Source organism: Pseudoalteromonas sp. SANK 73390 (assembly GCF_054966645.1).
Window position 1 is genome coordinate 93,138 of sequence record NZ_ARPN01000056.1, and the last position, 25,562, is coordinate 118,699.

At 39.2% G+C, this 25,562-nt stretch carries 13 protein-coding genes; 1 reads left to right on the forward strand and 12 read right to left on the reverse strand.

Annotation, left to right across the window (positions count from 1 at the left end):
- Positions 1-161 precede the first annotated feature (161 nt).
- Positions 162-626 (forward strand): hotdog fold domain-containing protein, encoded by a 465-nt coding sequence (locus tag SANK73390_RS08955; protein ID WP_462765552.1) that lies wholly within the window; start codon positions 162-164, stop codon positions 624-626.
- Here SANK73390_RS08955 and SANK73390_RS08960 read toward each other — a convergent pair.
- The 12 genes from SANK73390_RS08960 to SANK73390_RS09015 all read right to left on the reverse strand — a co-directional run bounded on the left by SANK73390_RS08960 (position 613) and on the right by SANK73390_RS09015 (position 25,555).
- Complete coding sequence (locus tag SANK73390_RS08960; RefSeq protein ID WP_462765554.1) at positions 613-1,005, reverse strand: bactofilin family protein; 393 nt, start codon at positions 1,003-1,005, stop codon at positions 613-615. The two genes, SANK73390_RS08955 and SANK73390_RS08960, sit on opposite strands and share 14 nt — an antisense overlap.
- A complete protein-coding gene (locus tag SANK73390_RS08965) occupies positions 995-2,092 on the reverse strand; it encodes a M23 family metallopeptidase (protein ID WP_462765556.1) in 1,098 nt (365 codons plus the stop codon). Before SANK73390_RS08965 ends, SANK73390_RS08960 begins: the two co-directional genes overlap by 11 nt.
- Before the next feature lie 204 nt (positions 2,093-2,296).
- A complete protein-coding gene (gene fahA / locus SANK73390_RS08970) occupies positions 2,297-3,610 on the reverse strand; it encodes a fumarylacetoacetase (protein ID WP_462765558.1) in 1,314 nt (437 codons plus the stop codon).
- Between the two features lie 101 nt (positions 3,611-3,711).
- On the reverse strand, positions 3,712-4,758 hold the full coding sequence (gene hppD / locus SANK73390_RS08975; protein WP_261594371.1) for a 4-hydroxyphenylpyruvate dioxygenase: 1,047 nt from the start codon (positions 4,756-4,758) through the stop codon (positions 3,712-3,714).
- Positions 4,759-5,502: 744 nt separating this feature from the next.
- Complete coding sequence (locus tag SANK73390_RS08980; RefSeq protein WP_462765560.1) at positions 5,503-6,999, reverse strand: peptide MFS transporter; 1,497 nt, start codon at positions 6,997-6,999, stop codon at positions 5,503-5,505.
- A gap of 743 nt (positions 7,000-7,742) precedes the next feature.
- Positions 7,743-8,954: a DUF642 domain-containing protein gene (locus SANK73390_RS08985; protein ID WP_462765562.1), complete on the reverse strand. Its 1,212-nt coding sequence runs from the start codon at positions 8,952-8,954 to the stop codon at positions 7,743-7,745.
- A gap of 200 nt (positions 8,955-9,154) precedes the next feature.
- Positions 9,155-13,195: a poly-gamma-glutamate synthase PgsB gene (locus SANK73390_RS08990; protein WP_462765563.1), complete on the reverse strand. Its 4,041-nt coding sequence runs from the start codon at positions 13,193-13,195 to the stop codon at positions 9,155-9,157.
- Entirely contained in the window at positions 13,182-17,465 is a 4,284-nt protein-coding gene (locus tag SANK73390_RS08995) for a hypothetical protein (protein WP_462765565.1), read from the reverse strand. The genes SANK73390_RS08990 and SANK73390_RS08995 overlap by 14 nt, the downstream gene beginning before the upstream one ends.
- Positions 17,444-18,214: a hypothetical protein gene (locus SANK73390_RS09000; RefSeq protein WP_462765566.1), complete on the reverse strand. Its 771-nt coding sequence runs from the start codon at positions 18,212-18,214 to the stop codon at positions 17,444-17,446. The genes SANK73390_RS08995 and SANK73390_RS09000 overlap by 22 nt, the downstream gene beginning before the upstream one ends.
- Positions 18,201-20,501 carry a hypothetical protein gene (locus SANK73390_RS09005; protein ID WP_462765568.1) on the reverse strand — a complete coding sequence of 767 codons (2,301 nt, stop codon included), beginning with the start codon at positions 20,499-20,501 and terminating at the stop codon, positions 18,201-18,203. The genes SANK73390_RS09000 and SANK73390_RS09005 overlap by 14 nt, the downstream gene beginning before the upstream one ends.
- Before the next feature lie 222 nt (positions 20,502-20,723).
- The gene (locus SANK73390_RS09010; RefSeq protein ID WP_462765570.1) at positions 20,724-23,603 is read right to left on the reverse strand and encodes a poly-gamma-glutamate biosynthesis protein PgsC/CapC; all 2,880 of its coding nucleotides are present in this window, start codon (positions 23,601-23,603) and stop codon (positions 20,724-20,726) included.
- Entirely contained in the window at positions 23,600-25,555 is a 1,956-nt protein-coding gene (locus tag SANK73390_RS09015; protein WP_462765572.1) for a hypothetical protein, read from the reverse strand. The genes SANK73390_RS09010 and SANK73390_RS09015 overlap by 4 nt, the downstream gene beginning before the upstream one ends.
- Positions 25,556-25,562: the final 7 nt, after the last annotated feature.

The window sequence follows — 25,562 nt, forward strand, 5'->3', positions numbered from 1 at the left end:
GACTTCTCCTTTTGGCCGATATTCTAATGGGCAAAATAAAAAAGAACAGGACAAAGCGCCGCATCATTAAAATAAAAACGCAAAATTCTCTATATGACTATTTTGCCAACAGGTCGGATGTGTTAGTTTTATGTATCAATTTGTTTTTAGAGGTACTATTTGTGTCGGCCCCACTATTAAAAATATACAAAAGAATGCAGTGGCTGCCATTTGGGCAGTGGCTTTTTAGTAAAGCGGTATGTCGCAAGGCGCCTTATTTTGGCTCAATTAAACCAACAATCATTACTTTAGAGCCTGGTTTATGTTGCGCAACCATACCAAAGCGCAAAGCTGTGTTTAATCATATTGGTACAATTCATGCGATTGCACAGTGTAATTTAGCCGAATTATGTGCTGGTGTGATGGTCGATGCGACGGTACCACATAAAACGCATCGCTGGATCCCCAAAGGCATGACAGTTCAATATTTGAAAAAGGCAGAAACGAATTTACGTGCCCAAGCAAGTATTGATTTACCTAGACAGTGGCAAGATAAAGAAGACTTAATTGTACCTGTTGAAGTGTTTGACGAGCAGGGTAATAAGGTGTTTCACGCAGATATTAACATGTATATTACTGCGCGGTAGTCTTATCTTTTATTGAGGTGATATTTGTCACCTCAGTCTTGTGTGCGAGTTTACCCTCAATCAGCGCACCCGCCTCAATACTTAATGTGTCGTGGGTCACGTCACCGTGTACTTTGGCTGTTTGTTCTAAGATGACCTTGTCAGCATCAATGCAACCATCAACAGTACCTTTTATTCTAATTCGGTGTGCTTTTACATTTCCTTCAATAATACCATGGAGGCCTACAATGAGTGTGTTGACATCTAAATCACCAATCACTTTACCATCTACTTGTAACTCACCCTCACAAAATATATGCCCCTCTATAACCGTATTAGGAGATATCAAAGCTGGGACACCTGAAGCTGTTTTATTGTTGCCTAGTAAGCTATTGAACACGATTAATTACCTTAGTTAACTTAATTGGGTTTATGTGTTTGCCGTTTTGTAGTACTTCATAATGTAAGTGAGTACTTGTACTTCGTCCAGTACTACCCATTAAAGCAATTACTTCAGATTTGCTGATCTGTTGCCCTTTTTTTACTTTAATGGTGTGTAAGTGACCAAAACGAGATACCAAGCCGTGTTCATGTTGAATTTCGATGAATTTACCATAACCGCCATTTCTACCAGCTCTGAGTACAGTACCTGCAGCAGGTGCAATGATTTCGGTTTTGTGCCAGCCTGCTAAATCAACCCCTTTGTGATAAGCACGTTGGCCTGTTATAGGGTCTTTGCGAAAACCAAACCGACTCGAAATGTAGTAGTCACTTTTGGCAACAGGCATAGAGTCAGGTAAAGTTGTGATTACTTGTTCTAAGTTATTGAGTGTTACAAGGCTGTCGATAGTACCAAGGTATTCTTGAGGCAGTTGCTCTAACTCAAGCTGATGGTAAGGGCCGCCTTGTGCGAGTGCTGAACTTTGTTTTGCTGCAATACCGACTTCAGCCAAACCATTGGTAAGTGTGTTAGCGCGGTTTTGTATATTATCAGACACTAGTTTCAAAAAGTGCTGTTGACTAGTAATTAAATGCTGTGCTTGTAAGCTAAAGTACGTTGGTTTTTCTAATACTACCTCTTGCAGCGAGCGATCATTGCTCGTATTTTTTTGCTCAACTTCAGCTGAGGAGGGAGATTTTTGAAACTCTGAAGCGCCTTTATTTTCTTCGCTGGTAAGCTCAGTTGCACTCTCATTTGTTTCTTTTAATGATTCTAATAAAGAACTCGGTAATGCATCGACTAAGCTTTGCAGCATTAACTGTTTTTCAGTGAGTTCGTTAAGTGTTTGCTGTTGTTGTGCAAGCTGCGCTTGCATTTGTTGTTTTTCGCTTAAAAATAACTGTTTGTCAGAATGTGTTTGGGCTTTCAAGACAGAGATATCTGTTTGGTGCTGTACGACAGACTGAGCATTCATAACTGCCCACGCTATAGCACTTGATACTAAAAATAGCAGTAATGGTTGTACCCAGCTTGGCAAGGTCAACATATAAATTTCACCATTTTGGCGTATTAATATTTGCCTTGGCTGGAATAGTATTTTAAATAGGCGATTGATTAGCTTCAACATAATTACAAAAATTCTTAAACAACAGTTCACAATAACAAGATTAATACAAAAATCCAGCATATTTACATAATAAAAAGGTGTGCATTTGCACACCTTTGATTTTTATCTGCTTTTAATTTGGGATTATTTAGCAGGTAGAACTGTGCCTTCAACAGAGCCAAATCCGATGCGATTAAAGCCGTCGGTTTCACACCAACCACGCATAATCACTTTGTCACCATCTTCTAGGAACTTACGCTCTTCGCCATTTGCTAATGTGATTGATTGCTTACCACCACGTGAGAGCTCTAACAAAGAACCCGCTTCTTCGTGCTCAGGACCAGACTGAGTACCAGAACCAAGCATATCACCAGGTAAGAAGTTACACCCATTTACAGTATGATGAGTAACCATTTGTGCTACGGTCCAGTAACTGTGCTTGAAGCTTGATGCTGATAGTTTAGCTGCAGCTTGTTGAGCATCACGCATTTTTTGTGTCTCTAATGAAACGTCCATTTGAATGTCAAATGCACCCGCTTCACGGTTGTGACTTGATTCAAGGTAGTCCATTGGCTGTGGATCTTTACTATCTCGATGCCACTGAGTGCGATAAGGTGCAAGTGCTTCAGTTGTTACAATCCACGGAGATACGGTAGAGGCGAAGTTTTTAGCTAGGAATGGACCCAAAGGTTGGTATTCCCACGCTTGCAAATCACGTGCAGACCAGTCATTGAACAAGCAAAAGCCGAACACATGGTTTTCAGCGTTTTCAATTGCAATTTGTTCACCCAGTTCGTTGCCTTTACCAAGGTAAATACCAAGCTCTAGTTCATAATCAAGGCGCTTACACGGCCCGAATGACGGCGTATCTGCGTCAGGTGCTTTGGTTTGGCCTTTAGGGCGATGAAATGCTTGACCTGATACATCGATAGACGATGAACGACCATGGTAACCAATAGGTACCCATTTATAATTTGGTAGTAATGGGTTATCAGGGCGGAATAACTTACCTACTGCTGTAGCATGGTAAATAGATGTATAAAAGTCAGTATAGTCACCAATGTGACATGGCATTGAATACTCAACGTCAGTTTGTGCTACTAGTGCACCTTCAAGTGCTGATTTATGCTCAGAGCCTTCACGTAATGCACGAGATAATGCTAAGCGAAGCGCCGACCAATGCGCTTGGCCTAATCCCATAAATTCATTTAAAGCTTGTGCGTTAGCAGCTTCTACCGCCTCTTGTGCTTTAGCTGAAAAAATACCTGCGTTTGCAACTACTGCAAGGTCCAATACTTGGTCGCCAATGGCTACGCCACCGCGAAACTCTTCATTACTATCTTTACGACGAAATACCGCAAACGGTAAATTTTGAATTGGAAAATCGGTACCGGCTTGGTTTGCACTTGCTACCCAGCTAGTTAGATTAATATCATGCGTTTCGTTAATAAAAGACATTGCCTTTCCTTTTTACTTTTGGTTAAAGCTATTTTGCCTTAACTAAAATGGAAAAAGCAGCTTTTAAAAAGCTGCTTGTGAAAATAATAACTTTAAAAAGTTTATAATACGCCGCGACGCTCTTGATCTCGCTCAATTGACTCGAATAATGCTTGGAAATTACCTTCTCCAAAGCCACCATCATCAACACGCTGGATCATTTCAATGAAGATAGGGCCGAACAGGTTCTTCGAGAAAATTTGTAGTAGGTAGCAGTTTTCGCTTTGGCTATCTACCAAGATCTGGTGCTTTCTAATTTTCTCTTTATCTTCTTTAACCCAAGGTACTCGGTCAAAAATTGTCTCGTAGTACTCAGGGATGATATCTAAAGTAGCAATCGTTGACTGATCGAGTTGATCAAGAGATGCAACTAAGTCATTCGTTAAGAATGCTAAGTGTTGTACACCTGGACCATTGTACTCATCTAGGTACTCATCAATTTGATTGTTGTTGTCGTCTTTACCTTCGTTGATTGGAATAGAGAAGGTGCCACAAGGCGACTTAAGTGCATAAGAAAGTAGTGCCGTTTTTTGACCTTTAATATCAAAGTAACGTACTTCTTCAAAGCCAAATACGTTTTTGTAGAAGTTAGCCCATGTTTCCATAGTGCCTTTGTAAACGTTATTGGTTAGGTGATCTATGCGTAAGAAGCCTTTGTCTTTAACAATGTTTTGTTCTTCTAAATCTACAAAGTCATTGTCATAGATTGAACCTTTATCACCGAATATTTCGATAAAGTAAATTAGGCTATCCCCGATACCGTAGATTGCAGGGTATGGGAAATCTTTATTTGCAGACTCAGTGGCAGGTTTTGCGCCGCGCTCTACAGCAACTTCAAATGCTTTTTGTGCATTCTCTACGCGCCAACCCATTGAGCAAATTGCTGGACCATGGCTTTTTGCAAATGCTGCTGAGAAGCCTTCACGTTCGTTATTTAGTAGAAAGTGAATGTCGTTCTGGTTGTAATATACGACGTCTTTGTCTTTATACTTTTTAAGTTTTGAGAAACCAAAATCGGTGAACACTTTATCCATATAGTCCGCATCTGGTGTTGCGTACTCGGTAAACTCGATACCAACTAAACCTAGTGGGTTCTTTACTTCACTCATTGTCATACTCCCGCAATTAAGCAAATTGGGTTGCTTGTTAGATTATGTATTTTCAGTATGCGAATGATTAATCAAAAAGTGTAATAGGGGAAGAGAGAGAAGATATTTAGATAAGTGCTGCTATGTAAATTTAATGAGACAAAGAGTTTAAAGTGGTACCTATTTAAGGTTTGATAGGTTTAATTTAAAGAAAAGCACCTAGAGCTAGCCTCAATAATGAATGTTAAAATCAATATATTCAATGATTTAGTTTTGTTTTTCTATGAAATGATAAACCAGATAGTATTCAAATTTACTATTGCATTTGTATAGTAAGGTTTACATTTTACTGTGTCGGTTCATGCTAGGCGACTATCGAACTTTAGGTGTGGATAAGAGTTTTGAAATAGCTAAATACGTAATTATATCAATTTTACTAAAACATTGATGATTCTAGGAGCTAAATGACCCATTAGCGTTGTTAAAAGTGACTTATGTTGAAAACGACATACCGGAATTTTGTTTGGTTACTAGGCCATTTATTTAATGCAATTGGTATAACGCATATTATCAACCATCTAATGATGACAGTTTGTTCAATATCATGGCCGCTTTATGCAGTTATAGCAGGCTAATACAAGTGAAAACAATGCAGATAGGGGGCTAAATAGTTTTATGGAGCAAATTCGCTTATCCTGAGCTGAAGCTCTTTAGGCAAAAAGAGCAAGGTATACTTGCCTTGCTCTTTTTTAATATCGCTTTTATTTAAGCGGTGGTTGTGGCTGTTAGGCCTCGTTTTTCCCAAAACTTAGCTTTGAAGCTCAACAGTACCAAGATGATACCAATACCAATACTAAATAAAGAGATTTGTAAGTATAGCGCTGGGATTTCTTCTACTTTGTTTGGATCGAAGCCACCGGCCAATAATCCTGCGATGATATTACCAATCGAGTAGGTTAATACGAATACGCCCATCATTTGACCTGAAAAACGCTGTGGTGATAAACGGCTTACTGCACTGAGGGCTACAGGGCTTAAGCAAAGCTCACCAACTGTGTGTAGAAAGTATGTTGTGACTAGCCAATACGGTGCAACCTTGAGGCCTTCAGCAGCATAATGTGCGGCCATAAACATCACTAAGAAACCTGATGCCATTATGATAAGACCAAGCGCACACTTTACGCTGTAAGATGGAGAGATCATTTTTTTAGACAGGTTGATCCAAAGTGCTGCAAAAAATGGCGATAACACGATGATAAAAATCGCGTTAAGTGATTGGAACCATGCAGTTGGGATTTCAAAACTGCCGACTAGGCGGTCAGTATAGTCACGAGCAAATAGATTGAGTGATGAACCAGCTTGTTCAAAACCAGACCAAAAACATGCTGAGGCCACACAAACTAGAAATAAAGCCCACATACGGCGTTTTTCGTCTTCGTTTAACTTACCCTTAAAATAAATCATGCCAAAATAGATGAAGAAAATGAGAGTAAATGCGACGGCAACATATTTTGCAATCACGACGGGGTTGATGGTAATCATCCCCGTAGTTGCGGCAATAACGACCGCAGCAGTAGTGGCAACAAAGGCAGCAATACCAAACCAAGTGTTTTTAATCCCCTTTGGTGTTAATGGGTTGGCAGGTGCTGCGCTATGGCTTGGTAGGTGTTTAGTTGTTAGGTAATATTGAATTAGACCAATACCCATACCTACAGCCGCAGCGCCAAATGCCCAATGCCAGCCTACATTTTCCATAAAGTAGCCACAAACATAGTAACCTATGATGGAACCTAGATTGATACCCATATAGTAAATGGCATAGCCACTATCGCGACGCTCGTCTTCACTTGAGTATAATTGCCCCACCATGGCACTAATATTTGGTTTTAACAAACCAGTACCTGAGGCAACAAAAATTAAACCAATAAAGAATGAATAATCGTGTGGTACGGCTAAAATAATATGACCTATCATGATAATGATGCCGCCATACCAAACCGCTTTTTGACCACCAAATAAACGGTCAGCAAGCCAACCTCCAGGTAAGCCTAAAAAGTACACAGCGCCAGTATACAAACCGTATATGGCTGCAGCGGATGCAACTGTGAAACCGAGACCTTCTTCTTGTAAGCTTGCTGTCATAAATAAAACAAGTAAAGCTCGCATGCCGTAGTAACTCATTCTTTCCCACATCTCAGTGAAAAATAGAGTCGAAAGTCCTTTTGGGTGACCGAAAAAGCCCCCATTTGAAGATGAACTCATATGTACTTCCTAATTAAATCAAATGTGTTGTGAGGCCTTATAATAATCATTACGTGCAAATAGTTATGTAATTTGAACGGGTGGCCAATGTAAGTAATTACGCAGTATTGAGCGCAAATCGCGCGACTAACTATGCATTAAAAACGCGTCAGTATAACCAGATGAAAGAGATTGGGGAAGTGTAACTCGGTAAATAGCATTAAATTTGTTGCAAAAATGTACTTTAGATATATTTTATATTGTATTCATTTGTGTATTTAGGTAGCACCATCAAAAAGCTGTTATGTGAGAGTATAGGTATGTTTTCTATGTGAATATAGCATGTTATCTATTGGATAAATCATTGGGCAAGTGTGCTTATCTAGGGCGAGTTGAATTTTGAGGTATGAGTTTTTTCAAATCAAAGGCTGTCATTACGCTAAGTGAGCAATGCAGCATAATAGTTTATATCAGTTGCGAATGACAAACTAGTGGAAGCCTTTGGCCAACGCCATTCGGACATTTTTGCTACGTTATCACCTAGCTTACATAGAATCATAATGGATGCAGGTTCTGCTTTGGGGAGATACCCGAATGACTGCTGCAACTCACAGTAAAGATCAACAGCCCTAGAGCGTGCTTAAGGTTACAGTCGTTGTAAAAGGTAGTTTATTAATTGTTAAATTTTTTAATGTTAATGTATTTAGGGCCTGCAAAAGCAAGCCCCAATATTGATAGCATAGCCTAGTATTGGCTATGCCCGTTTATTCACTACAGTAGTTATCTACGAAGGTTAAGTCGTTAATATGTGCAGGACCATCCATAACATAGCTCGCTTCAGCTGTGCTGGGATTAAGTGTGTAAATTTTGGCATTTTCTGAGCTATTTCGTGCGGAAACATAAATGGTCCCATTGTTTGCTATTGCAATGCCTGATGCCCACTGTAATCCATGGGTACCAATTAGATCTAAACTCATGTTCGCTTCATCCAAAGTATATAGCGCCTGACCTGTTAATACGTAAAGAACGTTATTATCGGCTGAGTATGCAATATCTCCATGCTTAAAGTCTTCACCTGCAAACGTTAATTTACCAAGAACGGACTTATTACCGGTCAGTAAATCGAAATCATACATGTATGTTTTACTTGTAGAGCGTAGCGATTGACCATCAGGGGTAACGACTGAGCGATAAATTGGGTACGATGTTGTATCCGCAGCGGCGACTTCGCTATTGGTATCAAGGTCATAGGTCCAAAGCTTTGATGCTTTAGTCGCTTTGTCTTGTTGCTCCATAAAGTACAGAGTGCCCTCTTTGCTGGCTATATTTGACGCAGTATGAGATAGCCCTGTGAGTATGCTGTAATTTACTGCATTAAGGTCAAAGTAATAAACATAACCTACTTGCTCTGAACCATAATCGTTAATACCAAATAGGCCACCAGAGCAGGTACGAGCAACAGTGCCCGTGACAGAAACGTTATCTATAAACGCCCCATATGAGTTTGACTCACCAGTCCCAGTAAACTTTAATTCTGTAGTTTCAGAACTGGCTTTAACATTAATGCTATAATGTTGCCATCCTCGTTGAGTTGCGTTTAAATTAGCAACTTCATCACCATTCCAAAAAACCTTGGCTTGGTTGGTATCGCTATTACCTTCAACTCTTGGAGAATAATAAAAACTCAGTACATAGCTTTGATTTGGGCTTGTGGTGATATTTTGCATCATGCTGTAGTTAGCGGTTGAATCAAGCTCAATATATTGATTACCATCTTGCGCAGCAATAATATTTAAAGAATTGGTTTGAATCTCAAACTGTGCGCCATCACGTTGCCAGCCAGTTACAGAATTAAGTAAAGTCCATTTTTGTGAAACAACATCCTGTTCAAATGACCCATTGGTCACTAAGTTATTTGCAAATGTGCTGCCTACCGACAGAACAGATGCCACACCAAGCAAGTGATGTAATTTCATATTTAGACTCCTACGACTCAAAAGTAACTAACTCCGATGTCAAAATTTTACATTTACTAATCATATATTCGTATTTTTTGAGGTTTAGATCAATGGCAAGAATAAAAAACAGACGATCTAACTAGGCGAAATTTAAATTACGGCACTTTTTCTAACCCTTTAGTATGTGTTTTTATGGTTAATGAGAACCATATTTATTACTATGAGCGGTTGAGCTGAGTTAATACTGTAATCGCCTTTTCTATGGTGATGCGCTGGTTTGCGATATCAGTATACACTTGTTGTGCAGTTTTTTTGCGTTTTACTGTTGCCCCAGCATCTAGAAAAGAATTGACTAGATTCAACAGTACTGCTCTAAAACCTGAGTTTTTCGTGGCATTTTGCGCCTCATATGCCTGCACTTTAGTGCGCTTAAGCTTGTCTTTTATATGTGTGATTTCAGCTTGACTAAACTCATTTTGCGCAAATGGATGTGCCGCTATTCTATCAAGCGCCTGCTCAAGGTAATCAACTTCTATGAGGCCGAACTTTGCATTTTGAGCAAGTTGTAACAGCAAGGCTTTAAAATCTGATGAATGCACTTGGTCGCTTAATAATTTATCGCAAGTGTTAAGGGTGCGGTTAAATTTTTGCCAAGCATATACATAGTCTAAGCCGGTGCCTTTGATGTTTTGCATACCCACAATGAGTTGCTCGTAGTTATGACATGCTAGTGCAGCAATTTTTAGTGTTAATGCATCAGGACTGATATTTGGGTTGTCCAAGATGATGCATTTTTGTGAAAACAATTCGATGAGCGGTGAGAGCGCTTCTAAGGTAATGTCTTCTTTGTTTAAATCAAATAAAAGCTTGCATTGATTAAATTGTATAAAGTGTTGCATTAGCAAGTCTTTTTGCTCAGGTTGCTCGCTTAAGCGTAAGTCTAATGCTTTTTTTAATGTCTCTTGATCAGATACATCCACCAGTGCTAGGGGATGATCAGTTAAGCTCACATTTGCTTTTACCAGCCATTGTTCAATACTTTGACAAAGTTTAAATTGACTCAATAATTGGGCTAAATCAGCGACATCATGATTGTTTGCAATACGTATCAAACGGTCCTCTAAAACTTGTTTTGCGTATGCAAAAAAACCATCGACGTTGGAGCCAATAATTACAACGTAGTCAAACGTTAAGTCGTCAATAAGAATGTGTGCAAATACTTTAGAGCGAGCAACACGGTCATTGCGGTTGTTTATTAGTGCAATAGTTTGTATGTAAGGTAAATTATTTTTTTCATCGAGATTTAAACGTTGCCAATTGTCCAATGTCGCTAAGCGCTCATTGGCAGACATACTATTGATAAATGACTGTTTTATAGTACCTAAAAGTGATCCGGGAAAGTGTTGTAAAACGCCCACATCCGGTATAATCCGCTCTGCAGTTTCTTTATAAACGATGTCTTTATCAATGCCGATATATTGTGCCATTTTTGCCACTAAAGCGATATTATCTGGATGTTCATCATAGGGGTATAGCGCACGAATATCAGGTGGGATTTGAAAGCCATCTCCCCAGTGAACTTGAATAAGTGTTGAGTTATTTGCTACTGCATTTTGGTCAAGTACAGAGTACATGGTTTGTTCAGAGGTAAATACTTGTGTATTTTTACCAATAAATGCAGACATTTCTCGTGCCACATCGAGTCCCGTTGGACCAAGAATATCTTCATGGTCAGGGTAAGCATTAGTGATAGTTGCGAAGTTATCTCTCATCCAGCGTCGTAGTATTTTTACGTATCTAGGCGTTAATCCCATACATTCCCATAAGAATATATCTGCTTTAACATTACGTGCGAAAGTGAGGATATCATTTTGCTCCCAAATACTGGCTTTGTCGAAAGGCCGATAAATGGGGATTTCAAATTGTTCACCAGAGCTCTTGGTGTAAATCATCATCGCTTCACATCCGGTAGTTTTGGTAATGACTCGCAATGCTAAACTGCTAAATAATGCTGATTTTAGACGTTCTGTACCTGATTTTCCTCGGGTTCCCCAACCGCCAATACTGACTGGAATGGCGTTACGGTTATCATTAATTTTTTTACTAATATAAATGTGTCGGCCCCAAAAATAGGCAATAAAGCCCGTCGTAAAAAAGACCAGTTGGGGTAATGTATTTTGGTATATAGAGTAAATATACTCTCTAAAGCTTAGCCAGACGTTGAACAGTGGGATAGCGAGATTGGTTCTTTCAAACAGCTTTTTAATTGTGGGTTCAACAGGAAAAACGGCATTTTCTATTTGCCCATAGGCTTTAAATTTGAAGCTAAACCCCAGCTTTTCTAATTTTTTAAGGTAATTCTGTTGCTCTAATTTTTTACCTTTTCTAAGCCCGTCGAGTGTATTGAAATTCAAGGAGATATACCAATAGGCATGAGCACGTTGCCATAGGCTATTGGGCTTTATGGTTTCCAATATACCATCAGGGGTATAGCTACTTGTAGGGGAGGGTAAATTGTCATGGCTCAAAACAGACAATAAATAATCTAACAGTGGTAAATGAGGTCGACTGCTCAGCTCCTTTAAATGGTATAAAGCTTCACCAGGCACATTAGTTTCACTGATCTCTGCAACCGTGCAACTGGGAACATGTAATTGGGCACTTGGTTTTTTTGCCGTGGTGTGGTTGAAGCTCGGTCTTTTATCGGTACTGGGGCTAAAAAACTCATGCCAAATGCGCCAAAATCGATAGCCAAACTTGTAACCTTTTAATATATGCCAATGTTTGCCTTTTATTCGCCCATTGAAACCAAGCTGTTGCTGAGCTTTAAAGCTTAACACGCGACCAAGAGTGTCTTGTGAAACAGTGGCTGGCAGTACCACCGTGTTATGCATATTTGCTTGCTCATCAATTGCAGAAATTAATGACTGTTGGTAAAAGCTTGCGAGCTGCTCTCTGGTTCTGGTGATTACGCGTTTTATGGCGATGCTATGCTCGTTACACAGCGCGATATTAAGTGTGTCGATAAAACGTTTAAATACACTATCATACTCGTCGCTATATAATTGCATATTGAGCATAATTCGTGCGCTGAGTTCTAGTGCAATACGCTTTAATTGCGTAGCTTGTGAACTGCAGATTGTTTTTTCCCATAGCTTGAAGGCGAAATCAGACTCACAAAAGCGCGTGGCTGAAAGTTGTTTAATGAGTGTAAATTTAATGGCATCACACGACTCCTTGTCAAATCGACTAAGCAGCAGTGATGTGACAAATTCATAGGGCATATTGGCCGTTTGCTCAATTAAAGCTTGGCGCACTCTAGGGTAAGGGTGTGCACTGAGTGTCTGTAATAAACGCTCATCAGATTGATTTATGGTGTACTGCTTACAAATTATTTTTGCAAAGGCGCTGATGATAAACAGCATGTTGTTGTTTTTAGGTTTATCGCTGTACATACTGATTGACTCATCAAGTTCGGCCCAGATATAACTACGTATAAATGTTGGGCGTTGGTGAATCAAAATTTCGCAAATATCTATCACAGCCAAATAGGGCGTGTCGGCGCTTTCAAGCTGCTCAACAAGTTTGGCAACCAATTCAGAGTTTAAGTCTGGATCAACGTTGGCTTCGGTAATTATAGAAACCTGGTTGACCAAAGCGCGTATCATGCCATGACGAACATGAGAATTATTACTCGCATCAAGTAAAGATAAGAAGAATGGCTGTAAGTCGAGCTTTTTCCATGTGTCTATTAAGGTTGCTTCATTACTTTTTAAATAAGTGCGAGTCATAGACCCTAGTTTACTTATTAAAAACTTCAGGCTTTGCTCTATATCCGAGACTCTATCTTGATAGCGAGCAATGACAGCACCTTCATCAAACCACCTTGAAAATGCCTCTTTATCTGCTTTTAACTGTTTTCCCTTTGCACCTAATTGCTTCGCGTACGTCAAAATATGCAGCTCTTTCTCTGCTTTAAAGTCGGCTTTTGCAAAGCGCTCAACAAAATTATTGTGCCCAATTTGTAATTGGCGTAATGAATCATGTAATTGTTCTATTTTATAGCGCAAAAAGGCGATTGTTTGAAGTTGTAACCAATCAACTTGCTCCTCATGCTCTGGTTTGTTTTTAATCAGCTCCCAATTACTTAGTTCATCGACTAATACACTATATTTGTGATGGTATAAATTGAGCCAAAAGCGTTCAATATCAGCAAAGAGCAACTGTTCTAATTGGGTTTTTAATCTATTGGTTGTCATATGCGCTTTGCTCTATAAATGAGGATAGTTGTAACGATTCAAACAAAATCTCATCATGTGCAAAAGTTGCAAACCCAGTCGTTTGCAAATTGCCCAACCTAACCTCAAGGCTGAGCGAACTTTGCACGTTAAACCAATCTTTTGTCCAGCTCAAAGCCAGCCAACCTGCAGTGGTGTCGGTAAACGTAAATAGGGTCTGCCAGCTAAATTTTGTGAGATATTGCCAAGTGTCATTAGGTCGATCTTCATCGGCAAATTTGTATCTACTTTGCAATTGAGCAGCAAAAATGTGACCTTGATAAAACTGCTCCATAGTTGAGCTGAAATATATGCTATCTAGGGTTTGCCAGTCTTGATTAGAGATGGTGCCTGAAACAAAGCTTATTTGGTTATCTACCCAAGGCTGATAACGATACTTATACTCAGCTTGCCAGCCATGCATGTGGTCTTGACGATAAAAACCAAATATTTGAGGGTTTATTTTAGAGTCATCAATAAAGGTTTGTGTGTCTACACTTGTATAGTAATAAAACGGTTGCCACCACCATTGGTGTCTATGGGTCGTGTTATTACGCCAAATTTCACCTATTCGTAGCCTGGCTAATCCTGCATATTGGCTTTGCGTTTTGGCACGGCCACCTTGCCAGCGATTGAACAATGCAGCTTCACTAAACCAGTGACTATCGTTATCTTGCCAATTGTGGATAGCATTAAGAGAAAGCGTATCATAGTTGTTGCTATTCATAGAAACAGCACCTTCAAGGCGATACCAATGTTGTTTGTCTTTGTTGCGCACTCGGATACCTAAATCTAGCGTATGATCTGGGTTAAGAGACTCGTTTATTTCAACTAAATTTGAGCGTCCATAGCGCATGAAGGCTTCAGTATGCGTTGAGTTTTCATCAAACGAAGGAGCATTGTTGAAAAACACCGTTTGATTGTCATTATGCTGTGGTTTGGGTTGTTTAGTGATAATGGGTTGAACGGGGTTAAAAATTGCTAATTTGGTATGAGTTGGCTTTAAACGCCAATGAAACACTCGTGTATACTGTGCGTAACTATCAGGTAAGGTGACGGTGCCAGAAGGATGAAAGAGGGTGCGTTGTACACGTTTATTGTCTTTAATTGACTCAATTTTTAAGAGCTGATCGCGTTTTATTTTTAATGTTATAGGGTACTCATTATTTGCACTGTAAAAAAGCTGTTTGGTATCCAGTGGAATATTGACCCATTTACCTCCTTGGTGGCTGAGTAAGCGTACAGTAACTATTTGGGCAATGTAAGGGTTTAACCAGCGCAGGGAAATAAAACGATTTACTTGGTCTTGCATTTTAAGCGCATAGTCAATAGTTGGACCTGGCTCTACGGGCCATAATACGTGTTTATCTCCTGCCTCTATTGAAATGTTGGCATGTTCAGAGGGGGACCAGTCTGCATTTGAAAAGTTAAATTGTACCTTTAAAGGGGACTCGGACAACTCACCGATATCTAACGTTAACGTGTGGTTAGCCCTTAAAGTAACACCGTCTAAGCTAGGGTTGGAACTGGCATGAAAGCTGATTTGCTCTGTTAAGCTGCGTTTTAACAAAGGCGCTAAATCAATCAATTTCGTACCAGCATAAGTTACATAGTCTTTACTTGCTTGCCAATCACCAAAGCGTTGTACTTTTTTATACAACAAGTCTAATGATTCTGGTATTTCCTCGTTTGTTAAGCGCGCAAAAAGCATCGTAAATTCGTGCTCAGATACGCGTTGCATCTCAAGTTGCCAAAGTGCATTAGTCAGTAAAGTCGCTAATGAAATATCAGGACTGTTAATAAGCGCTAACAGTGATTTGTTAGGGTACAGTTGAGTATTCGTATTTAACGTGGCAGAGTCATCGGGTAATAAGTTTAAGCTAAGGTATGTTTCTGAGCTACTACTTAACTTTAACTGATGGCCTTTTCTCAACGTAATAATGCGATTGCTTGCTACACAAAGGCGAGTGTTCTGATCGTATAAAAATGTGCTGGATGCAATATCGGCAAAGATAGGGCTGGTGAATTTTCTATCTTGAGTATTAAGGTACAACCACTCGGTATGGTGTGTATTTTGACTGTGCCAGTTGACTCTAGAACGGATCTCTATGGTTAAGTCTTGTTTTGCTGTTAGCGTTAACGGGTGATCGGGAGACACTAAATACTGTGCATATAAGGTATTGTCTGATTTAACCGTTGTCACCCCATGGTGCTCTAAAAAGTAGTGCTCTTTTGGCTGAAGGTGAGTTTGACCGAATATCTGGTATTGTAGTGCTTGAAATGAAACAGCTTTTTTGTGAATTGTATTCGGTTGGTCGTGCAATTGCCAAAGGGTTTGCAGGTACTTCTTTTGAGAAAGCAATATTGAAGCTGTTTGCTCGTTGCATGTACTGAGGAATGACCCTGCATAAGCACATAAGCCCAGTAGTTGATGATCACTTTGTGCTTGTGTGTATGTGTCAAAGAGGGTGTGTGCTGCGTATTCTTTCAGTATTAAGTCATCAGAGCGAAGCAGCCCTTCCAAATAACTTTGGCTGAGTAAATATTGTTTGAGTTTATTTAGTGTATTTATCCTCAGTGGCCAAGCACGATGCCTAATTGTTATGAATGTACTAGAAACCAACTTTTTTAATAGCGGCAGCGCTTTTTCTGGCTGTGAGTCAATAAAATGTAATGCTTCACCTAGCATACGTTGTTCGTTCACTAATTTGAGCTGTTTATTATGTACAGCTGTCGTATTAGCGTTGGTCAGTATCTTATTCTTATAAGTCTTAAGCCTATTAATATAGCTTAGTGATTCAATCTTTCTTTGATTTAAAAAATGTTGCATGAGTGCGGGCGATTTTTGCTGCAATAGACTTGGTTGTCCAAATAGCAGTTCATTATTGGGGTATGTAAGTAAATCATCGGCTTTGAGGGCAATGTCGACTTGTGCATTATGGTTTTTTTGTATGTGTAACTGTTTACTGTTAAGAGGGACGGGTAAAAGGATTCGGTTTAGATAGTTACTTTGATTAAGTGCAATAACATGCTGCTGTTTACCTGTTGTCACGACAAGTTGGGTTTGTTTATCTGTTCGAACCAGCAAAGTTATAAAGTGACGTATCCGTGTTAAGTGTGACCAATTGAATGTTAGCGCTGTATCTAAAGAGTGGACTAGCACATCATCAGTGCTTTGAATGGGGTAAAGCTGGTTATTAGCAGTACGTACACCTAAATTAATTTTTTGTGTAAATAGGTTAGACGACATAGAACTTCCATTGTGTGTCGGTATCAATGAACGAGGTGTTGAAATAGTACTTAATAGGTTTTGGTAACGTTTTTTCTCAAGATCTGATGCATTTGCAAAGTCAAATTGAGTAAGCGCTTCGTAATTATTATGTAGATAAATTTGTGCAAAGCTCTGATCGAGGTTATTTACCCAAAAAGGATTAAATAATTTGTCTTTGTACTTCAGTGCGGCATCTGTATCGACGATCCCTCTGTGTAATTGCTCGAGCTTAATGTATGCATTACCATGACTTTTTATTGTCAGATAACTATTTTTGGGCACATCAATATAATCAGTGTTAGCAATGCTGATGTTGTGTTCGGGATATTCTATTGCTTGAGCATTAGGTAAATTTAGTATGCTAATAGGGTGTGTACCAAGCCAAGCACTTACGCTACTTCGTTGCTCAAGCTGGTGGTCTAGATCTTTTCTTACGGTCAGTTTTAATTTTTTTGCGTGTGCAAAAAATAGCGTAGTGTGTGTGTTTTGAGCTAAGAAGTACATACGCTCTTTTATTTGAGCTTGCGATAGCCAAATTATGGGAAGAGATAACTTTAAACTTCGTCGAAAAGGTGAACGGTGCGCGTGAGTTTGACCTAGCCAAATATCATAATGCTGTGTGTCGTCACTTATATTACTAAACTTGACAAGCTGTGTTGTATTTATTGCGCGAAGCTGACAACGTTTTGTTTGACAGATAAAATCATTTACTGTCAGCTTTCGCATAGCAGCTTGTGTTTGGCCTTGCCATATATTTGTTGTGGTAAACGTATCTTTGCTTATATCTACCCACGCACCCGCAGGAACATAGGCGGTGCGGTGCTGCTGGGGACTTAACGTTACTTTTTTTGACGCAACCAGCAAGGGATTGTTATCAATGCTGTCGAGCCAAAGCATTGCGCTATGGATTGGCGTTGTAAAAGCAGTTGCTTGAGTGCAATATGCCAAAATAATAAAGGTTAAAGTAAGTGCTTTAAGCATAGTGTTATTTTTCTTAGTAATATGGGTTTTTGTACCAACTGTTTACGTGTAGTTCGGTTCATTTCTAAATGAAAAAAGGAAAAGGGTGTAATGCCGAGCTTATGAATAATATTGGTTGTGCCTCCAAGTTCGTATATTGATTTTCCATAGAGGTAGGTTTTAAAACCGGCTTTATTTAAACACTGTGTAAGGCGTTTTCCGTCTTCATTAAACTGTTTACCTTGGCTAATTATAATGTCGGCTTGCTGCGCAATTTTTGACTTTCTTTTTGTATTGCTAAAGCCATGAAGCTGAAAAGTTTTGGCATTTGGGTTGATGCTATAGTATGCCTGTATTGCTGAATTATGAATGCTATGATGGCGTTTAGCCAAGTCCATTGTTTCGCCATCAGGGCTATCTGCATTACGGTGTTGTGTGTTACTGAGTAATACCTGACATACATGCGCATAAATACCCTGACCGATGGTAAGAGTGTCAATATCATAAAAACGATGGGGTACTGACACAATACAAGGTTGTCTATTTGGGGTCTTATATACATTACCGCCACCAAGATAAGTAGAGCTGGCCACTAGCATAACCTGTTGATCTAAAGATTCAAACTGCCAAGGTGGTATCGCTTGTGGAGAATGAAACCAGTCAGTCATTTCCTTAAACAATTGTTGATTGGCCTCGCTTGGTGCGCGTGCACAGGTAAAATTGGCCAGCAATACTATTAGCAGCATCATCGTAAGGTTAATGTATTTCATCGCGCCACCAGTCACTGTCTAGTTGTGGCTCATCAATTTGTTCAAATATGCTAAGCCAAATATCCTGCTCTGATTCAATTGTAATGCTTTGTAGCTGTTTTACATCATTATTAATCGGTATTGTTATAGCTGGGTAGCTATAAAGCACACTGCGCGAAGGATGAAGCATAAATGCATCATTCTGGTTTTGCTCAACTAATGCATAACGCCTTTTCATTATTGTATACTCATCAGTGAGATGTTCGACAATATTGCCAGATAACTGGGTATCTATCAGTAATGGTTCATCGAGCAACGTTGTTGCATATGTTTTAAGGACGATAGAGTGTGGCCGCTGACTAAATACCAATCGTAAAGGGGTGCTTTTTTTAAGCATAAATAGCCGTTGTTTGTGCCAATGGCGCTGCTTGCCAATATTGCTATAAAGAACAGCCTGTTTAGCGCGTATTTCATCGTATAGATTATTATTAAGCTCACTCAGTTTATATTCGGTATAATAGGGAACCTGAGGGGATTTTATAATTAACCTAAACCGAGCCGCGAGGCTTGGTTCTAAGCTGTCTAAGCTAAGGTCTTCAATACTTACAGGCCTGAATTGATAATCCTCATATGGCTGTTGTAAATCAAAGTAGTTAGGTTGATTTTGCACTAACGCTACATTGGAACGAGGTAGCTTTTCAGACAGGTCATAGCCTGTATAAAAAGACATTTCAGGTGGTGGCTCTGGGGGAGACTCAAAAATACGTACGCTCATCAATCGTTGTTGTTGTGCAAATTCAAAATCGTTATGTGCTTTTTGAGAAAACCATGCACCAACTTCCGTAAAGTCATTCACAGTTAAATTGCAAATTGAGTGGCACAGTAGTTGTTGATAATTGAAAGTGCGCATTCTGGCCTGAAGTTTTACTCCGACTAATTGTTCACCTATTGAGTGACCGGTTATTGAAACGGTTTGTGCGTTACTAGGTAGTGGTACATAAAAACGTTCAGCTTCGGTTATTGGCAAGCGCAGAGTATCGGAGGCGATGGCTCTATCGAACGTTGACTCTAGCCCTTCTAATTTAATCGCAAATGATACGATATGTCGTTGTTGTTCGTCAAAAACTTCAATATTAGCGCTATCGCCCTTGTTACCTCTAAACTCGATACTTAAGTCGCTATTTGGCGTCACTTTAAAGTGTGCAGGTAGATTTGAATCAATGGCATAATAATAGCTATGAAGCGGCAATACGGGCATGTCGTCATTGAGCCACCACCGTGATTGAATGACTGATGATGAACTTATAATAATTAAACCTGGGGCAACATCGTTAACACGAATACGGTTAGGAGCAGCTTGTTCAATAGTGAGTATTTTGGGAGGTAGTTTTTTTGCTAAATCTATCCATGTGAGAGTCAAATTTGATATTTCCCCTTCAATATGGGCACTGATAGTGCTCTTTTCGAGTATTCTAAAAGAGGCATTAAAATTTGGGTAGGTATAGAATTTGTTTAGCGCGATGTGCTGCGATTCAAAATCGTAAGATAGAATATGATAAGGCAGAGTTTCATAGAGTGTATCCGTTTTAAAATCGATATCAGGGATCCCTTGAGGCGCTAATTTTAACCAATCAAAAGTGACCGCGTTATTCATCTCTTGTTCTGAAAGTGCATTCACACCGATGGTATGATAGTTGATTGTACGTTCTCGCCATTGAACGGGTAATTTAAGCCAAGCTCTGTTTTTATCATCAACACTATTGCTAATTTTTGCATGCAATCTCACAACGACCCCAGCCAAGCTTTGATCTTCTGGTATTAAACGCAGTGCTATGCGACTGGCTTGTTTTAGCTGTTCTGGCTTTATATAAAATGACTGTCCAGATGAAACTGCAAGCGACGTTTTATTTTCTATGATTTGCTTCACTTTTTGTTGCTCAGCGTCCAGTGCAAGTTTTGATGCATGATGGTAGATGTGCTTTGTGATCACCTCATTAGAATCATTAAGCAGGGTATATTCAATAGCATAATCTGTTGTTAACTCAGAGGTTAATTCTAACGCAGAATATTGCTTAAAAATCGCATTGGTTAACACTCTAAGGGACAGAGTTTGTGAGGCAGATACTGTATAAACTAATGGTTTTTCAGGGTCGAGCCAGTGTACATTAGAACGCGTTTCTTGCGCGGTGTTTGGTGTGATAGGTTCTGCAGTACTAAGCCAAATGTAAGCCCGAAAGCCATACCATATCAGGCATGCTAATAATGCTAACCAAACACACAGCTGGAAAAATAATTTAGCGTAATACATGCTCGCCTCTAATCATAGCCTCTTTAAACGAAGTGTAATCAACTAACTTGTTTCGCAGTGGAAAGTAAATCATGGCAATTTTATCCTGTTGTTTAATCAACAAGGCAAGCTCATGACTTGGGACTAACCTTATCACCTGTAACGCACATTCAGCGGCTTCTAAACAGTAACTTGATAGCAAAGGCAAGTGGTGCGAAAGCGCATAATCACTTGCTAGGTTTTTTATTTTTCTGATTGTGTGTGGGGTAGTTCAGACCAATCATAAGGAGCCAAAGTAGATAATCTAAGAAGTACAGGTTTTGGCTGCTCTGATATAGCACTGAGTCGTTCAAGTAATGCTTGCTCAGAAATTGCAAAGTGCTGCTTAAAGTCAGAGGCAAGCCATAATGTTGCTAACTCGCTGTTAGGGGCAAAAATTTGATAACCAGTTTGAGGAGAAGACCCGAGTTCCAAACCTCGAGTTGTATCTTCTCCACTGACTATTTGGTACTGCACACCAAGCCTAGAAAGCTGTGTATATAATTGCTCTAATGTTGCTGCATGATTTTTATCAGCTTGAGTGAATTGAAAAGCAAGCGCGCTGGGGCGTATTCTTGAGGGGGTACTGTGGCTACGTATCTGTAGGTTCACAATACCGTACTGGCTGTTATATCTGAGAGTGCTTTGATGCACGACATTAAATAGCGTTTTAACATTGGTTGCTGCTACAACATTAGCATGTGGTGCAGCAAATGGATGAGCGCCGGCGACTAACAGCACTTTCCCCTGAATGTTTGAATATAATTGAGCAGAAAATTTAAGGGTATTACTCTCAAAAAGAGGCCTAGGTACTTGTACAGTGATGGCACTAGTAGGATTTAAATTAATCAGATAAAGGCCTTGCCCTTGTTTATAATACTGCGGTTCTCCAATAGGCGCTATTTTTAAAAAGTGTCCCTGTTCAGAGGTTATAATACTCAGTTGATAACCTACAATACGTGCTACATCATTGACCTGATTTAAGCGGTTTAAGACATCTTGATTTAGGTTATTACCGCTGAGTGTATCAATAAGCATGAATAAAGGGCGAAGTATTTCAAATTCCCATAACGATGCTTCGCTGTCTGTGAGGAGCTTAAAGTCATTACTGCCTTTGGCACTAATAAATGGGTTAAAATTATCAACGGCTTGTTGTGGCGTTTCTTCTTTTACTTCAATTGAAACCTTATCTAAACGATTATTAGCCAGTGTCACTTTGGAAATGAGAGACGTAAAATTTTGAGATGTGAGAAAAACCTCTAAAAACTGACCTCTAGTATGACTATTGGGCAAGCTTTCAGGGGCTATGAGACCAAAGGTAATATTGTCACAGTTTAATAGGTTACTAAGCTGTGTTTGTTTGACTGCCTTTGGTAGTTGGTTGTATATCCAAAACTGGCACTTTTGCTTGAACGGGCTATCGCTGAGTATCTGAGTATTAAAGCTATTTATTGCTCGCACTTGCAACACTTGGTTAGATGCCAGTGCAGCAATAAAAGCATAGTAATACTTACTTTGTTGGCTTAAAGAGTCGTCATTCAAAAATTGTGTTTTCTGTGTGCCTAAAACCATAGCACCTGCTTTTAAGTGAGGAAGTAGTAATCCGGCTGCGTCACTCGCTAAGCGCTCTGATGACGGGTGAGGTACAGTTACAATTAAGTTTGAATGAGGCTCTTTTGTTATTACAAATAACCCTCTAGGAGTGCGCTTACGAGTATCGTGAATATATATAAAATGCGTGTCAGATGAAACGGTAAAGTCTAGTGATTTTAGATGTTGCACTGCATGACGATATTGGCTGCCGTCTATCTTTAATTGGCTAATAACATCAATTGCAGCTTTGAACTTTTCAATGTCTTGTTGTTGCCTAAATTGCTCAAGTTGCATTTGTGCTGGTGCAGCAGTATATAAATGGCTCTTGTATTGAGTAATTGCTTGGCTGAGACTTGCTTGCTGCATATGTTTTTGCGTTTCGTTTATGCCATTATTTTTAAACAGGGAGGGGATGTACATGATGATAAAGCCAATAGAGATAGCAATACCACCACCGATTACTGATGTTTGTAAAGTGGCTCTTATCACAAATCCAAGTGCATTTTTTTGGTAAATCTTTAGTGCTAGTAATGTGGACAGCATATAACCAAATGCGAATGTATCTGTTACTTTTACTGTCGGGTAATACTGTAAAATGACATAATTTAACAGCAGCTTATAAATAAAGCCGATATTAAAGAAAAACAATAGCAGCCTCGCCCCTTCAAAGTTTGCATGACGTAGTTTAGTGTAGTGCAGTAAACCACTACCAATAATTAATATGATGGCAGTTTCAATAAATGAAGTAAGCAATTTGCTGGGCTGCATTAATTGCAAAGCTAGCAGTGCAGGCAGCAAAATACCATTAAATTCCCAGCCATATTTGATATTTGCTCTGGATGCGATAAAGGCAGTTATGACTAAAATAATGTATGCTTTTGGCGCTGCGATGATTGATGCTGCCACTGCTTCATACATAATAGCAAGGTTGGCAATACTGAAGTTGGTAAATGGCATTAAAACAAAGCGTACAATAATGTAAGTTATCGTCAGTTGTACTGCGGTGACTTTTACACCATATCTAAAGCCTCCGTTCCACATGACATTAGCAGTCAATGCGATGATTATCAGTCCAAGGCTATATAATTGGGAGGCGTAATCAAAGGAAATGTCCCATGTTGACATAATACCTGCGATAGGAGGCCAAAATAATGTGTCCATAGTTACACGGACCAAAATACTGATAAGAATAATGGCAAAAAAACGGTCTCTGCCAAACATTTCAGCAAAACCGAAGTGTTCAAGGAGAGTTTTGGCACTGACCTTCATTACAAAATAAACGATCACAGCTTCTACTAGTATCACAATGGCTGATGTTGGAGATACAATAAGCAAAGGGACTATGTAACCGGGTACTACAAGTCCTGTAAGAGGAAAGCCAAAGCGTAAGTTTAAAAAGCCAATAACGGCAATACCTACCCAAACGGTGGTTATTACAGATTGCCCTAACCCGCCGCCCGATGGAAATATATTTAATGTTAAATCAATCAATGACTGACTCTGCTGTCTTGGTGCACTGTAAGCTGTTGAAGTAGTTTACTGGGGTCATCTAAGTGACAGATTAAGTCTGAAATATTAATGAACTCGAATAAGATACCGCCGATTTCAAAAGGGTTGTTAGAACTGTCTTTTACGTCCGAAGCATTAATAGTTCGCACTGCTAAAATATAAACCTCATCTTGAAGTTCAACGGGCAAGTGCAATTCTCCTTTATGTAGAGTAACAAACCGTAGCTTTCCTTTAGCTGTGTCTATGGGCATATTGGTCACAAGGCTTAATAAGTCAAGCGCGGTGATATCAAATATCGCCAAATTCAGTTTCTGGGCCAAATTTTCAAGAGCATGATTGGTTTGTATTACATGGCCAAATAGGTTAAACAAAATAGAAGCGGACCCAACTTGATTAAATACGTGCTCAAGAGTCATTAATTTTTGTTCCATTTCTTTAATTGAGTGTTTAACACGTTGGCTCAAAGGTTTTTGAATATTTAAAGTCAAAGCTCGAGTGATAATATTATTGGCATTTTTTTGTTGGGTTAAAAATATGTTGTGATGAAATAATAGTTCACCAATTTGATTTGCAAACTGATTTACATTGTGGGTAAATGCCCCTTCATCAAAAGCATTATTTTGCTCAACTGTCATAGCCCAAAAGCCGCGAACATCGCCTGCATACATTAAGGGTACTAAATATTGGCTCTCGGACTCAGGTAAGTTTTTAAAAAAGGGTCTTGTAACTTTAACCGTACCAAATTGTTTTATTGCATCAGAGTAAGGAGCGCGCTGGTAATCGCGTCTCATTTCCTGAATGTGTGACAATTCACAGTTAGTTGCACGTATTTCTTTTAGTCGGTGATCACCTTCCTCCCTTGCAAAAAAAATACTTCGTTTTAATGCCAGTTGTTGTTTCACTAATATTAGAATAGGGTCCCAAGGATCGCTTTGGTTGATAAATGATTTCGGTAAATAGCGTCCCAACATACGTTGCTGGATATTACCAATGATATTAAGGAGATTATCTTCTTCAACCCATTTTTTTGCAAAAAATATCCAAAATAGCACCCCATATGTAATAAAAATAAATTCTCCTACAGGTATTAGGATAAACCGAAGTTTAAACAGGAAATAGCCTACTGTTATCCATATTAAAGTTAGTATAGATGCGATTACTAGACTTAGATTAATAGAGAACCGTTGATAAATAATGATTAAAGCTGCTATAGCAATCAGATGTAGTAGGGTTGACGATTGAACATCGAGAGGGTTAATCAGTGTGTTTGTGTCCAAACTGTGCGCAACATATGCATGCAGATAAGCAGGGTTAAAGTAAGTATCTAATTTTGGTGCTGAGATGGCCGGAATATATTCATTAGGGCGTTGAGTAATAAAGATAATTTTGTTTTCTAATTGGTCGCTCAAGATATCATCTGAAATAATTCGTTCACTGGTAAACTTTGGCAGTGCATGGGGAGCTAACGAAAAGTTGATGAGTTTGCTACCCACATTCGTTTGCTCAGGAAAAATACGCTGCCAAATAGCAATGCACTTACTTGAATTTAGGTTTTTAAGAGTTATATTGTATCCCCCCCAATTAGCGATTGAAGGCAAGCATTGTTGACTGTCTTGGTGGGGGTAAAATGTATCTTTGTTTAAATGCTCTTGGGGTTGTAAATATATATTGGAGAATATAATAACGGCTTTGGGTCTATGCTGATTGATTTTAGTTAATAAGATGTCGTGCTCGCTATATAGGTTAGCACTTTCTATCAGGGTTACATTGGTTGCCTGTACGGAATTTAACTTGTTAAACAAACTTAAAAATGGGGTATTTAGGCTCTGCAGCACGCCAAAAACATGTAACACAAGGGTGATAAGTAGTAATGTCAGCAGTGACCAAAATGCTTTGTGACTACGAATAATGAAATATTGTTGTTTTAACTGCATTCAGAGC